This window comes from Mycolicibacterium aurum (assembly GCF_900637195.1).
Lineage (GTDB): Bacteria > Actinomycetota > Actinomycetes > Mycobacteriales > Mycobacteriaceae > Mycobacterium > Mycobacterium aurum.
On the sequence record NZ_LR134356.1, the window covers coordinates 5433310 to 5446930 of the forward strand.

At 67.1% G+C, this 13621-nt stretch carries 12 protein-coding genes; 2 read left to right on the top strand and 10 right to left on the bottom strand.

Features of this window, described 5'->3' with window-relative positions; translation table 11 throughout:
* Positions 1 to 638: 638 nt before the first annotated feature.
* From EL337_RS25715 to ssd, 8 genes are all read right to left on the bottom strand, one after another.
* On the bottom strand, positions 639 to 1106 hold the full coding sequence (locus tag EL337_RS25715; protein WP_126316688.1) for a single stranded DNA-binding domain-containing protein: 468 nt from the start codon (positions 1104 to 1106) through the stop codon (positions 639 to 641).
* 370 nt (positions 1107 to 1476) lie between these two features.
* Entirely contained in the window at positions 1477 to 2514 is a 1038-nt protein-coding gene (locus tag EL337_RS25720) for a hypothetical protein (RefSeq protein ID WP_048633952.1), read from the bottom strand.
* A gap of 211 nt (positions 2515 to 2725) precedes the next feature.
* Positions 2726 to 4366, bottom strand: a complete 1641-nt coding sequence (locus EL337_RS25725; protein ID WP_048633953.1) for a recombinase family protein — start codon at positions 4364 to 4366, stop codon at positions 2726 to 2728.
* Positions 4366 to 4536 carry a hypothetical protein gene (locus tag EL337_RS28830; protein WP_157866332.1) on the bottom strand — a complete coding sequence of 57 codons (171 nt, stop codon included), beginning with the start codon at positions 4534 to 4536 and terminating at the stop codon, positions 4366 to 4368. The genes EL337_RS25725 and EL337_RS28830 overlap by 1 nt, the downstream gene beginning before the upstream one ends.
* A 143-nt stretch (positions 4537 to 4679) precedes the next feature.
* Positions 4680 to 5252, bottom strand: coding sequence for a type II secretion system F family protein (locus tag EL337_RS25735; RefSeq protein ID WP_048633954.1), 573 nt, complete (start codon positions 5250 to 5252; stop codon positions 4680 to 4682).
* The gene (locus EL337_RS25740; protein WP_048633955.1) at positions 5249 to 6034 is read right to left on the bottom strand and encodes a type II secretion system F family protein; all 786 of its coding nucleotides are present in this window, start codon (positions 6032 to 6034) and stop codon (positions 5249 to 5251) included. The genes EL337_RS25735 and EL337_RS25740 overlap by 4 nt, the downstream gene beginning before the upstream one ends.
* A complete protein-coding gene (locus EL337_RS25745; RefSeq protein ID WP_048633956.1) occupies positions 6031 to 7209 on the bottom strand; it encodes a TadA family conjugal transfer-associated ATPase in 1179 nt (392 codons plus the stop codon). The genes EL337_RS25740 and EL337_RS25745 overlap by 4 nt, the downstream gene beginning before the upstream one ends.
* Positions 7206 to 8303, bottom strand: coding sequence for a septum site-determining protein Ssd (ssd, locus tag EL337_RS25750; protein ID WP_048633957.1), 1098 nt, complete (start codon positions 8301 to 8303; stop codon positions 7206 to 7208). The genes EL337_RS25745 and ssd overlap by 4 nt, the downstream gene beginning before the upstream one ends.
* 417 nt (positions 8304 to 8720) lie before the next feature.
* Between ssd and EL337_RS25755 the strand changes: the two genes are divergently transcribed.
* Entirely contained in the window at positions 8721 to 9581 is an 861-nt protein-coding gene (locus tag EL337_RS25755) for an HAD-IB family hydrolase (RefSeq protein WP_048633958.1), read from the top strand.
* A 420-nt stretch (positions 9582 to 10001) separates the two neighbouring features.
* Here EL337_RS25755 and EL337_RS25760 read toward each other — a convergent pair whose 3' ends face one another.
* On the bottom strand, positions 10002 to 10751 hold the full coding sequence (locus EL337_RS25760; RefSeq protein WP_048633959.1) for a hypothetical protein: 750 nt from the start codon (positions 10749 to 10751) through the stop codon (positions 10002 to 10004).
* A gap of 119 nt (positions 10752 to 10870) precedes the next feature.
* Between EL337_RS25760 and acs the strand changes: the two genes are divergently transcribed.
* Entirely contained in the window at positions 10871 to 12832 is a 1962-nt protein-coding gene (acs, locus tag EL337_RS25765; protein WP_048633960.1) for an acetate--CoA ligase, read from the top strand.
* Between the two features lie 4 nt (positions 12833 to 12836).
* Here the strand turns inward: acs and EL337_RS25770 are convergent, their stop codons facing one another.
* On the bottom strand, positions 12837 to 13496 hold the full coding sequence (locus tag EL337_RS25770) for a S1 family peptidase (protein ID WP_048633961.1): 660 nt from the start codon (positions 13494 to 13496) through the stop codon (positions 12837 to 12839).
* Between the last annotated feature and the right edge of the window lie 125 nt (positions 13497 to 13621).

Below are 13621 nucleotides of genomic sequence, written 5' to 3' on the forward strand. Positions count from 1 at the left end.
TCCATCTCCCGCAGCTTGCGGCGTGCCTCTACGCACGACCGGCGATAGTTCCGCTCGTTCCTGCGGCAGCATTCGGCGCAGCGTCCGTTACCTCTCAGGTCCGCTCCCGAGCGGATGACGTGCTCCCCGGTCTTGCAGCGTCCGTGTCTGCGTCCGTTCATTTGGTTCTACTTTCATTGGCGAGCAATAGTTTTGGTGCGAGGTCCCATACTTGGGGAGCCCCGGCTACAGCCCCGGCGGTGAGAGCACCGAGGCAAAGGTCGTGGTTGGGGTGCAACGAGAAAACCCCCGGGGCTCACGGCCTCCGGGGGCTCTCAACCACCAACAACAGAGATAAGGAAATCAGCAACTTCACAGTCAATGAGTTGACTTGACACTGTACGGAGCGGGGAGGCCCATTAGGTCTCCACCGCCCTGCGTTGTTTCCTTCTCCCGCGCCCGGTTGGGCGGGGAGCCTCCCGCTGGCGCGGGAAGTATCCGCGTAATCGCGGTACTGACCTCTCAGGGCCTCATCGGCCCTTCGGGAAGTTTGTGGGGGCCGCCGCAGGATTGAAACGACGACCCCGGAGGTGGCGTCTACGACCGGGAGCCAAACCAGGGCGGGAGCCGCACGTCCTCACCCTTAGTGAATAAAAGCCTCAGGCGGCTACCAGCACTTTCGCCCGGCGCTCTCGCTGCTGTTCGTTGCGGAGCTTGCGCTTGCAGGCCGTGGAGCCGCACTGCGTACGGGGTCTGCCCTTGGTCCGGTACGTCCCTGCCTCGTACTGGCGTCGGCAGACGCACCAGTTGCAGCCGCAGGTGTCCCAATCGGGGGATCCGGGCTGGGCTCCCAGCTCGCACAGCCAGTCGGTGGCCGTCTTGTCCATTGGGCGGTCGCAATACTTGCACCGGGTGACGACCGTCTTGGCAGGATCGCGGGTGACTGTCTGCACCGCGAACCCGTGTCCGGCCTGCGTGAGTCCTAGGACCTCCTCGGCTGCGCGGACGCGTTCAGCGTCCGGAGGGCGGTTGACGCGGATCTGGTCTGGTTCGGAGTAGTCGACGGTCTTGGCGTCGACCCACTTCCTCGCCGTCACCTCTCCCGTGTAGTCGTCTTCGACGTCCACCAGGGAAACATCGGATTTGTAATCGCCTCCGAGAGACGATAGGTAGTCGTCGTGCATGGTTTGGCTCCAATTTCTTTGCGGCACAACAAAAAACCCGCCAGGACCGGATGTCCAAGCGGGTCGACATTTTGCGTAGGGGTTACCCACAGCGTTTCCTGAGCAATGGAAATTTGTCTAGCGCGACCACGGAGCGCGCTTTGCAAGCCCGGTAAGGGTCTCGCGGGGTCAGGTAGCTGCTCAGTCCAGCCCTGCCACCCGCCTGGGGTGGCTCAGGTGCCACATGGGCACACTTGACCTAACCTTGACGATACGGGTCATTACACCTAGTGTCAAGTTCTGTCAATCAATAGTGATAGAGATCACATTCTCGCTAGTCTAGACGCTCGAACGCAGGCTTGGGCGCCAGCACCGGAGTGCGTGCGGCGTTCAGGTGAAGCCACCCCGGAGCATCAACGGGAACGAGCCGAGTTGTTATCCCTATCAGGTCCTGCTGCGCCGCCTCGTTCAGAGCGTGCTCAATCTCGACTACCTTGACGTTCGCGTACTTGATGAGTTGATCGGTTATTCGTTGGCCCTGTGGTGTGGGCTTATAGATGTAGAGCCCTCGATCGTGCTTGCCGAGCTTGAACACCGCTTCGGCGACGCTCTCGTAGGCATCATTGAACAGGCCCATAAACCCGTTCGGGTCAGGGAGCACCACCAGCCATAGCCCATTTCTGTACCTGACGCCTGCCGGAAGATCCTTCGCCTCCGGCACTATCCCGAGCCTGAGTCCGGGACCGCTTTCCAAAAGCAGATGATTGCTCTTGATCGTCGCAGCAACGTGACGGTGCCTCGACTCATCGGAGAGGAATAGGTCGGTCTTCCAGACTCTGGCTATTCGGTCCCCGAGCAGCGGCTCTGAGCGCTGTCCCCGGGCAGCAAGGCGCATCCACGGACCATCGAAGATGTATGGACGTCCTCTACTACCGTCCGGAAGCAGGACGGCCTGCGAATCGGCGTTCTCGACTATCGCGTCCAGGAAACCGAGGTATTTGGCGCGCTCGTAGCCGAACAGAAGCGAGGTCGGCATGCTCATTGAAGCGAACTTCTTCGAGGCACGCGTCATCGCGTCGGCGACGGGTTCGATCACCGATGGTTCCTCGCCGAGCACCGCCTCGTGAACCGCCCACTCGAAGCCGTCTCCCCGCATCCCCTTGTCCCGGTCCAGTCGGGCAAGCTTCGAGAGCTGACGGAGAGTCACCTCAGACCGGTCACGCTGGAGATCCTCCAGATCCTCCTGCGTGAGCTGGTCGAGCTGGGCTCGCAAGATGGAACGCGCAATGGCGTAAAGCGCCCGTCCTCGCTCGTCGATCGGTTGCCGCTGCGAGAGGAATGTCACGCTCCCCTGGGCATTGTCTGCCGCCACGTAACGCAGAGTAGCGCTATATCCCTAAGCCCTATCGCGACGCGACACGCGCGAGACGTTCTCTATTCACTCCACGAACCGGGAGGTGACCAGCCGGTGGATCTCGATGAGGCGGAACCGTTGCCACCTTCGCTGCGTCTTACCCTGTATGGACGATGACCTGAGCTCCGCCGAGCTGGCGGCGATAGACCTCGTGAAGTGGAAGCTGGAACTACTTGCGGACGATCTCGGGCTCACCTGAGCCGAGGACGAGTCCCTGGACGCCTTCCCGTTTCATCGCCTGGAGAACCTTCTGCCAGTCGGCTACCGGGCCGCTGGCGTTCATCTGCTCGGTGAGTGCGAACAGGTCTCCGAGGTCCAGGCGGATAGCAGGATCCTGGCCTCCGGGGGTGTACTCGTAATCGAGTCGAACTCCCATCGATCGGAGCCACACGTTCCGCGCAGTCACGTCCTGACGATCCCACCAGTCGCCAAACAGCTCCCCGGTAGGGGTCCACGTCCACCCGGCAGGCTTCACCGCCTCAGCGGACAGCTCAGCTTGTCGTTCGGCGAGGTCGGCTATTCGCTTGTTGAGCGCGAGCCGCTGCGGAGTACCGGCGCGGTAGACGCCGGAGCCGAGTAGGCCGGTGAGGTCGGTCAGAGTCTCGTTGATCTCGGCCAGCTCAGCGGAGTTGTCCGAACCCGAATCCCACATGCGTTCCAGGCGTTCTGACGTTCCGAGCATCGTCAGCAACATCCGTTCGATGGCGTCGTCGGCGAACGCTAGCGGAATCGACTTGTTGCCACACGGCTCTTTGTACTGAGCCGAGGAACAGCGGTAGCGGGGGTTCCGACCCTTGCCGCCCTTCAGGCGGTAGGCCGGTCGACCGCACGTCCCGCAGTGGATCACCTGAAGCAGCAGGCCCGTGCTCCGCTTGGTCGGTTCCTTGCGGTTCTCCCGGTCGGCCAGCTCCGCGCCGAGCCGCTCGAATACCTCTCGGGAGAGGATCGGGTCAGCCCGGACCACGGGCGAACCGTCGTCGGCTCTGACGACCGTCTCCGGACCGTAGAGCTTCTTACCTTTAGCGTCGTGCTGTGGCCTCCCCAGAGCGTCCAACAGCGGCTCCCGGGCGACTATCTGGCCGAGCAGCGTCGGACTCGTCAGGGACCGTTTCAGCGGTCCTGAGTGCCACCCATAGCCTTTGGTCTCTCGGCCCTGATGTGCCGCGAACCGATCCTTTGGCGTCGGGACTCCGCGCTCTGTCAGCTCGTGGGCAAGAGCCCGGAGCGGCTCTCCGTCCAACACGCGGCGGGCTACCTCGGTAATCACCCGGACCTGCTCGGGGTCTTGGACGAGCCTCCAAGTCCCGGTCTCGTCCTGCTCTGGCAGATAACCCCACGGCGGCAGTCCGCCCCGGTACTTACCTGCCCGGATGTTGTAGCGGGCAGCCGAGGCGTTGCGCTCCGAGATCGCGGACAGCTCCATCTCGGCAACCTTGGCGACGAGTAGGGCGATGATGTCGCCGAACGGTGCTGTGAGGTCTAGAAACTGCTCGGTGGCGCTCACCAGAGCGACGGAATGACCTTGGCACCAACGGATTAGGTCCGCAAGATCCAACAATCGGCGGACGATACGGTCCATCCGGAACACGACGAGGACGTCGAACTCTCCGCGGCGGTTCTCTAGCCAGTTCCCGAGCTGCGGACGGTCGAACGGGGCCGTAGACCCCGCCGACACGTCCAGGTCCTCGGCCACCCCGACGACCTCGTAACCACGCTGAGCGCATAGCTCCCGGCAAGTCTGTAGCTGACGCTCGGGCGACGTCGTGACGTCGGTGACGCGGGACAGTCTGACGACGATTAGAGCCCGCATCAGAGTTCGGTGATGTCCGGGTGTGGACTTGGGACGTACCCGCCGTCAGGGTGCTCTACGAGCATCCCGTCACGGACAAGCAACGCGATGAACTCGTTCAGCGACAAGCCCAACTCGGCGGCGGCCTCTGCCACAGAGACGACCTCGTGGTCCTCGGAGTGGTACGACATAGGAGCATCCTCTCATCGGTGTAAAGCGAGTCATTCGAGTATTCGACCGTCGACATACCGTCCTCGGCGACGGCGAGGAGGGTCAGCCGGAATCGAAGATCCCGGAGGCGTTGTCTCATGACGTTCTTCCCTTTCTTGTGTGTTCACAGAAGTCCCGACTGCAGGACCTCACCGGCGAGGCCGGCGACGACGGGCACGATTCCCAGGCACAGGAACGCGGGGAGATAACACAGACCCAGCGGGCCGGCCATCAGGACCGAAGCGCGTTCGGCCCGCGCACTGGCCGCGTCGGCGGCCTCGCTGCGCGTGTGAGCAGCGAGATCCTCGACCCCCTGCGCCAACGCTGCACCCGACGCCGCGGAGCGGCGCGCCATCCGCAGGAAGGTCTGCGCCGAACTGTCCTGCGAGCCAACAGGACTCGACCATGCGCGACTCGGTTCCGCTCCCAGCGCGAGAAGATCGGCGGCCCGCCGCAGTACGCCCGCCAAACCGGCGGGAGCCGACTCCGCCACCGCCGACGCCGCGGTGGACACCGCCATCCCGGAACGCAGGCAGGCGGCCAGGACGTCCAGGCTCGCTGCCACGGCCAACGCCTCGTCGCCGCCCGCACGCGTACGTCGCTCACCGATCGGCTCGGGTCCATGCCGCACCCGGCCCGATGACGCAGGCGGCGCGGCGAGCACCGCGCACGCGAGAAGAACCGCCGCCCAGATCACGTCAGGACCTGTGAGGTGATGCGGTCCGACCAGAGCAGGCCGCAGCAGACCAGCGCCGTACCCACGACAAGCAGCCAGCCACCCGCGCCGCCGGACAGCAGGAAGCGCACCGGGTCGGCGCCGATCGCGAGGCCGAGCAGAACGCCGAGCACCGGAAGGCCGGCCAGGATCGTGGCCGTGGCGCGCGCACCGGCCATCCCCGCATCGACGCGGCTGCCGAAACGCTCACGTTCGGCGATGTCGCGCTGGGCCGCCTGCATCAGTGCGGCGATCGCCAGCCCGTGCACCTGGGCGAGATGCCAACACACGGCCAGCCGTTCCCAGTGGCCAGGCAGCGGCGACCGGGCCCCCTCTGCACGCAGGCCTGCGGCGACGTCGGCGCCCAGCAGTGCCCGCGCCGCCACGGCGCCCAGGGATCGGGCCACCCGATCGTCTGACTCGTGCGCCGCGGTGCTGATGGCGGCGACCGGATGTGCGCCGACGCGGAGTTCCCCGACGAGAACGTCGAGTGCGCCCTGCAACGAGGCGGCGGTCGCCACACGAACGCGGCGCCGCCGCGCGATGCGCCGTCGCGCCAGCAGCGTGGCTACCAGCAGTCCGCTCGCGACCCCTGCGGCTGGGCCGAGCAGCACCGATAGAGCCGCGCAGAGAAACACTCCGCACGCGGGAGCTGGTATGCGCAGCCGCCTCGGGCGCGAACCGCGTAGCGCACGCGTGCGCCGGCGCGAGTCGGCGGGGGTGACCAGCACGGCCAGCGCCAGTGCCAGCGCCGCGCCGATCATGACCGGCTCCGTGTGCGCACCAGGTCGTGCAGCTCGCCCGCACCGCATCCGAAACCGGTGTCGTGGTGCCAGCACGGCAGCACCCGCACCCGGCCGTCGTCGGCCCTCCTGAGCAGCCCGATCTCGCTGAGCCGACGCCGTCCGGCGCGGTCGCGGGACACGTGCAGCACCACCTGGATGGCGGCGGCGAGCTGGCTGTGCAACGCGGCACGGTCAAGCCCGCCGAGTGCGGCCAGCGCCTCGAAACGCGCAGGTACCTCGGCGGGGTTGTTCGCGTGGACGGTTCCGCCGCCTCCGTCGTGCCCGGTGTTGAGCGCGGCGAGCAGGTCGACCACCTCGGCGCCGCGCACCTCGCCGATCACGATGCGATCGGGTCGCATCCGTAGTGCCTGCCTGACCAGATCACGCACGGTGACCTCGCCGGCACCCTCGACGTTCGCGCACCGGGCGACCAGCTTGACCAGGTGCGGGTGGTCAGGGGCGAGCTCGGCCGCGTCCTCCACACAGACGATGCGCTCCGTGCCGGGCACCGCAGCGAGCAGGGCGGCGAGCAGTGTCGTCTTGCCCGCACCCGTGCCGCCGGACACGACGAACGCCACCCGGGCGGCGATGACGTCCCGAACCAGGGTGACAGCGTCGGGGCCGATAGCGCCCGCCGCGATCAGCGCGTCCAGATTCTGGTTTGCCGGTCTCAGGACCCGCAGCGACACGCAGGTGCCCGCGGCCGCGATCGGCGGAAGGACCGCGTGCAGCCGGACCGTCAGCAGTGCGCCCGGCCGACCTGCATCGAGACCGCTGAGATGCCCGTCGACCCACGGCTGGGCCTCGTCGAGGCGCCGCCCGGCGCTCAGCGCCAGGCGCTGTGCGAGGCGGCGGACGGCGGCGTCGTCGGCGAACCGTATCGAGGTCCTTCGCAAACCGTTGCCGTCATCGACCCACACCTCGTCCGGGGCGGTCACCAGCACGTCGGTGGTGCCCGGTGCGGACAGCAGCGGCTCGAGGATCCCGGCGCCGATAAGCTCGGTCTGCAACTCGCGCAGACTTGTCAGCACCTCGGCATCGCCCAGCACGCCACCGGCCTCCGCGCGGATGGCCGCAGCAACCACGCTCGGCCTCAGCGGCGCCGCCTCGGCGGCCAGCCTTTCCCGCACCCGCTCGATGAGCGGCGCGTTCATGCCGCGGTCCCTGTGGTGTATTCGGGGTGCGGGTGCTGACTGAGTACGGCGAGCACCGCCCGCGCGGCACGAGCCAGCGGTGACCGCGGCCGTGACGGCAGGCCGCCGCGCTCCAGCAGCGTCTCGATCCCCGGTTGTGGCCGCATGGCTGCCAGCACCGGCAGACCCACGATGCGCGCCACGTCGACGGGCCGGAGACCGCCGGGCGCCGGTCCGCGCACCACGACTCCGGTGTTCGGATTGCCCGCCGTCACCCACTTGGCGGTCGCCGCTGCCGCCGCGCACGACCGCACATCGGCGGGCGTGACCAAGACCACGAGGTCCGCCGCCGCGAGCGCCAACTCGGTTGCGGCCGTCGGCCGCCGCGCCGCGTCGCACACCACCGTCACGCCGCCCCGGCTCCCGGCGTCGATCACGGCACCGAGCGGAGCCGCGTCGACGTCGTTGCTGGTTTCGTCACCAGACAACACGCGACTGCCCGAGAGGACGCTGACCCCGCGGCGACGGGGCAACGCGTCACGCAGCGCCGGGAAGTTCACGCGTCCGCCAGCCAGCGACAGATCCGGCCACCGCAGACCGGGTTCGGTCTCACTGCCGAGCACCAGATCCAGTCCGCCTCCCCACGGATCTCCGTCTATGAGTAGGGATTCGGGGGCCGCCTGGGCAACCGCCGTTGCGAAAACCGACGCTCCCGCACCGCCACGCCCGCCGAGCACCGCCACGACGGGACCGCGCGCGCCGGTCTCGCGACCGGCCTCGGCGGCATCGGCGAGCTCGGCCATCAGGTCGTGGGCCTGGGCCGGCAACGTCACTATCTGTTGCGCGCCGACCGCAACAGCAGCCTCCCAGTCGGCTTGACCTGGCACAGCGCCGCTGATCAACAGCACGCGGGAGCGGCGCGGTAGACCGCGGGCGGCACACCGGAGTGCAGCCGCCGCGTCCACCAGGATGGCCGCGGCGCTGGTCCAGACCCGGCGACTGGAGGGGTCGCTGGTCCGCACGATCTGCAGGCCGGCTGCCGCGGCGATGCGGTCGAGATCAGAGTTGAGGGCGGGGTCCTCGACGAGGGCGAGGATGCCCGCGGTGGCGTTCATGACTGCCAGGGTGCGGCGCAGTTGTGCACGGCGGAAGAGTCACAGCAAGCATCTGGGGATCAACTCGGATATGTGGATATCCGGGCGCGGAGGCAACGAAAACACCATTCCGCTACTTATTGATTTGCAGGAAATCTATCCGCTTTACGAAAACACCCCAGAAAAGGGACGACCCCCGCCAGGGGGGGAGGAGGCGGAGGTCGTCGTGTATCAGCCCCGGGGGGTCGGGCTGATGCACACCCGGCATAAGCCGAGTAATCCCCACTATACACACGGCGGACTGGGCCAGCGCAAGTATCGAAATGGGAACAACTTGGCCGAGACCTGGAAAAATAACAGTCGCAGACACGTGTCGTGATCTGCCAATTTGTACGATCGGCCACGATCTGTCACGCGATCGGCCTCTATGCTGACGGGGTGACCTCATCCGACCCGGCGGCTGGGGGTAGCTACGCGCCTGCGGCGCCCGCCTCGCCGGACCGCCCCATTCGCACAGCAGCGTTCTTCGATCTCGACAAAACAGTCATCGCAAAATCAAGCACATTGGCTTTCAGCAAACCGTTCTTCAGCCAAGGTCTAATCAACCGACGGACCGTTCTGAAGTCGAGCTATGCCCAGTTCCTCTTCCTGATGTCGGGTGCCGACCACGAGCAGATGGACCGGATGCGGACCTACATCGCCAACATGTGCACCGGGTGGGATGTGGAGCAGGTCAAAGCGATCGTCGGCGAGACTCTGCACGACATCGTCAACCCTCTGGTGTTCGCTGAGGCCGCCGACCTCATCGCCGACCACAAGCTGTGCGGCCGCGATGTCGTGGTGGTGTCCGCCTCCGGCGAGGAGATCGTTGCGCCCATCGCGCGCGCTCTCGGCGCGACACACGCGATGGCGACACGGATGGTCGTCGAGGACGGAAAGTACACCGGAGACATCGCGTTCTACTGCTTCGGCGAGGGCAAGGTCGAAGCCATTCGCGCGCTCGCCGACCGGGAGGGTTACGCCCTCGAACATTGCTACGCCTACTCGGACTCGATCACCGACCTTCCGATGCTCGAGGCCGTCGGGCACCCGACCGTCGTCAACCCGGACCGCACCCTGCGCAAGGAGGCGTCCCAACGCGGGTGGCCGGTCCGCACGTTCTCCCGCCCTGTCTCACTGCGCGACCGACTGCCCGCCGCCCCGTCGGGCGCCGCTGTCGCCACGACAGCGGCGGTCGGCGTGAGTGCGCTGGCGGCCGGCGCCCTGACCTACTCGCTGCTGCGCCGCTTCGCATTCTGATCCGGCGCTACCCACGGGTAGCCCGAATCGATTGCTGGGCGACTTCGGTAACGATCCGGGACGCGCGCCGATTGGCCCTTGATGTGACCGGAGTCACGGAGTACAAAGGAGCTACGGAAGTCGGGTGAGGCCAAGGCCGAGCCGGAAGAGAAGGCTCGATCTCCCGATCTCGACTCCCTAGCACGGGTCCCGGTACCCACGCGGAGCACATACCGCCATACAGGTAGAAGTGTTGCGGGCCTGCGTAATTGCGGAGATCGGGCGGCCACGAGAGCCCTTTGGGTAGGGCGACGGTCGCAGCGGATCGCAAGGACGCCGAGGTCACCCACGCAACCCCTTACGCACGCTTGGTAACCGGAGGTCCGTGCTAGCGGGCGGTGAGCCGATGTGGTCGACAGACCACTCGGATCGCCGCCCGCTTCATTTTGCTGCCGATTCCGCCTGAGCGATGGACAGGGCCTCCCGCGCACCGGCATGCAACGCCTCGCAACTGAGTACCAGCCATGCCGCGAGGCCATCGGGAGTGCCGGACGCGAACCCGCGCGCAGCCGCGTGGTAGCTGCCCGACTGTCGCATCCAGTGCACCTCCGGCACGCCCAACCCGTGTGGATCGAGGCCGCTGGCAATCGTGATGAGACGCGACACCGCGCGCGCCACCACTCCGTCGGCGCTGCCGAACGGCTCCAGCGTCAGCAGCTCGCCGTGGGCCACCGCGGCCAGCACCGCCGCGGGCACTGTCGTGGACCCGGTCACGACGTCGGCGAGTAGTTCGAGTCGGCGGCCCACACCCTCGTCGGCGCGGGGGCGTCCCAGAAGGTCGTCACCGACCAGGTCGGCGGCGGCGAGGGAGTGCAGTCGGGCGATCGCCTGCAGGGGCGCCCGGCGCCACACGCCCACGAGCGCGCCCTCACCACCTTCGAGTGCCTCGGCGACGCGCAGCGCGCCGGCGAGCACCGGATCACGGTCACCCTCGTCGGTCGAGAATTGCAGCGGTCCACCGTCGAGGACCGAGGACGCCCGCGCAGCACGCAGCGACGCCTCCGCGGCGGACTTCGGCCAGCCGCGCAGATTGGTGCGGTGCCGGTGCGCCCTGCCGAGCGCGTCGCGCGCCTCCTCCCCGGCCGCGGCGACTCCGGGCAGCTGGGCCAACGGGGCGAGTGGATCGGTCACGCCTGAGAAGATACCGCTGGGCCCACGAGCCACTACGTTCGTCGCGTCGTAGGCGCCGCCTGCAGCCGAGATGTGAGTTGCCAACGTCAATGCAACGTTGGGTGACTACCCTCACATCCATGACCGAGACGCACGTGGACGTCGCTTCGTCCTATCCTCCGGCCCCCGAATTCGCCGAGAACGCCAACGCGACGGCGGAACTCTACGACCAGGCCGAGGCGGACCGGCTCGCGTTCTGGGGAGAGCAGGCCAACCGGCTGAGCTGGGAGACACCGTTCACCGAGGTGCTCGACTGGTCCGAGGCACCCTTCGCCAAGTGGTTCGTCGGCGGCAAGCTGAACGTGGCCTACAACTGCGTGGACCGCCATGTCGAGGCGGGCAACGGTGACCGCGTCGCCATCCACTGGGAGGGTGAGCCGGTCGGTGATGCCCGCGACATCACCTACTCGCAGCTCAAAGATGAGGTCTCCCAGGCGGCCAACGCGTTGGCCGAGCTCGGCCTGGAGTCCGGCGACCGGGTCGCGATCTACATGCCGATGGTGCCCGAGGCCATCGTCGCGATGCTGGCGTGTGCCCGCTTGGGCGCCATGCACAGCGTGGTTTTCGCCGGCTTCTCCGCCTCCGCACTCAAGGCCCGCATCGATGACGCCAAGGCCAAGCTCGTCATCACCACCGACGGCCAGTACCGGCGGGGGTCGGCGGTGTCGCTGAAGACCGGCGTCGACGAAGCCATCGAAGGACTGGGGGACGACAGCCCCGTCGAGCACGTTCTGGTGGTGCGCCGCACCGGAATCGACACGCCCTGGACCGAAGGCCGCGATCTGTGGTGGGACGAGGTGGTCCCGAAGGCGTCCACCGAACACACGCCGGAGGCCTTCGACGCCGAGCACCCACTCTTCCTGCTGTACACGTCCGGCACGACGGGCAAGCCCAAGGGCATCATGCACACCTCGGGCGGCTACCTCACCCAGGCGTCGTATACGCACTTCAACGTCTTCGACATCAAGCCCGAGACCGACGTGTACTGGTGCACAGCGGATATCGGCTGGGTCACCGGCCACACCTACATCGTGTACGGGCCGCTCTCCAACGGCGTGACCCAGGTGGTCTACGAGGGCACCCCCGCCTCACCCGACGAGCATCGCCACTACCAGGTGATCGAAAAGTACGGCGTCACAATCTATTACACTGCTCCCACACTGGTGCGCACGTTCATGAAGTGGGGCCGCCAGATCCCGGCCGAGCACGATCTGTCCAGCCTGCGGCTGCTGGGATCGGTCGGCGAGCCGATCAATCCCGAGGCGTGGCGTTGGTACCGGATGGCGTTCGGCGGCGACAAGACGCCGATCGTGGACACCTGGTGGCAGACCGAGACCGGTGCGATCATGATCTCCCCGCTTCCCGGGGTGACGGACTGCAAGCCTGGTTCGGCGATGCGCCCGCTTCCTGGAATCTCGGCCAAGATCGTCGACGACGACGGCAACCAGTTGGAGAACACCCCCGACCACGGCGAGCACGTCACCGGTTACCTGGTGCTCGACAAGCCGTGGCCGGCGATGCTGCGCGGCATCTGGGGTGACGACGAACGGTTCAAGGAGACCTACTGGACGCGCTTCGCCGAGCAGGGCTGGTACTTCGCCGGTGACGGCGCCCGGTACGGCAGCGACGGCGAGATCTGGGTGCTGGGGCGTATCGACGATGTCATGAACATCTCGGGCCACCGCATCTCGACTGCCGAGGTGGAGTCCGCCCTGGTGGGCCATTCCGGCGTGGCCGAGGCCGCGGTCGTCGGTGCCACCGACGAGCACACCGGTCAGGCGATCTGCGCGTTCGTCATCCTCAAGTCCAGCGCCCACGGTGGCGAGGAGAACATGATCGACGAATTGCGCGCGGAGGTGGCCAAGGAGATCTCGCCGATCGCCAAGCCGCGGGAGATCCACGTCGTGCCCGAGCTACCGAAGACCCGCAGCGGCAAGATCATGCGCCGGCTGCTGCGCGACGTGGCCGAGGGGCGCGAGCTCGGCGACACGTCGACTCTGGTGGACCCGAGCGTGTTCGAAGCGATCCGGGCCAGTAAGTAGCGCGTCAGGCCCCGACGGGGACGAATCCGCTGCCGGGCCTGCCCTTGGCGGTGATGTCGGCGAGCTGGGTGTTGATCGACATCGTCACCGCCGGGGTGTGCAGCGGGATGAACTTCACCACGCACGTCGGCAGTTCCTCGGAGAACGCGCCGTGGATCATTCCGACCAGGCGGTTGTTGACGGTCACCGGCGCCCCGGAATCCCCGGGCTGGCCGCAGACCTGGTTGACGATCGTGCCCGGCTGCTCACCGGGACCCCACGTAACACCGCACGAGTAGCCGGTGGTGCGCCCGAGCTTGCAGGCGACCTCGCCGAACGTGGGATCCGGGCCGAGCCCGTCGATGCGGAAGCCGTTGACCTCGCTGACGGGCGTGACCTTCGCACGGTCGAACTTGATGACCGCGTAGTCCAGCGAGTCGTTGCCTGCCACCATCGTGCCGACCACGCCGGCGTTCTGAGCGGCTTCGGAGCCCACGACCGCGCCAGGGCCGCCGCAGTGCGCGGAGGTGAAACCGATCAGGTTGCCCTGGTTGTCGTTGCCGATGGCGGTCAGCGTGCACAGCGTCTCACCGTCGACCACCAGGCCGGAACCGCCGCCGAGGGCTACCGGGGCCTGCGCGTGCGCGACGGCCACCGGCCCGGCCATGATCAGGGCGCCGAACATGACGGCGCGAATTGCCAGGCAGAGGCCGCTGGTCCTCAAGAATCAAACTCCTATCGACTCACCCGACCCGCCGTGCAGGGAACCCGGGCAGTCTATCGTCGGCCGGAATCGTTTCACGGCGCGCC

What these genes read in the sequence shown, in the direction of transcription:
- EL337_RS25725 (WP_048633953.1), bottom strand. Translation starts at nt 4,366, where the DNA reads ATGCGGGCTCTAATCGTCGTCAGACTGTCCCGCGTCACCGACGTCACG.
- EL337_RS28830 (WP_157866332.1), bottom strand. Translation starts at nt 4,536, where the DNA reads ATGTCGTACCACTCCGAGGACCACGAGGTCGTCTCTGTGGCAGAGGCC.
- EL337_RS25740 (WP_048633955.1), bottom strand. Translation starts at nt 6,034, where the DNA reads ATGATCGGCGCGGCGCTGGCACTGGCGCTGGCCGTGCTGGTCACCCCC.
- EL337_RS25745 (WP_048633956.1), bottom strand. Translation starts at nt 7,209, where the DNA reads ATGAACGCGCCGCTCATCGAGCGGGTGCGGGAAAGGCTGGCCGCCGAG.
- ssd (WP_048633957.1), bottom strand. Translation starts at nt 8,303, where the DNA reads ATGAACGCCACCGCGGGCATCCTCGCCCTCGTCGAGGACCCCGCCCTC.
- acs (WP_048633960.1), top strand. Translation starts at nt 10,871, where the DNA reads ATGACCGAGACGCACGTGGACGTCGCTTCGTCCTATCCTCCGGCCCCC.
- EL337_RS25770 (WP_048633961.1), bottom strand. Translation starts at nt 13,496, where the DNA reads ATGTTCGGCGCCCTGATCATGGCCGGGCCGGTGGCCGTCGCGCACGCG.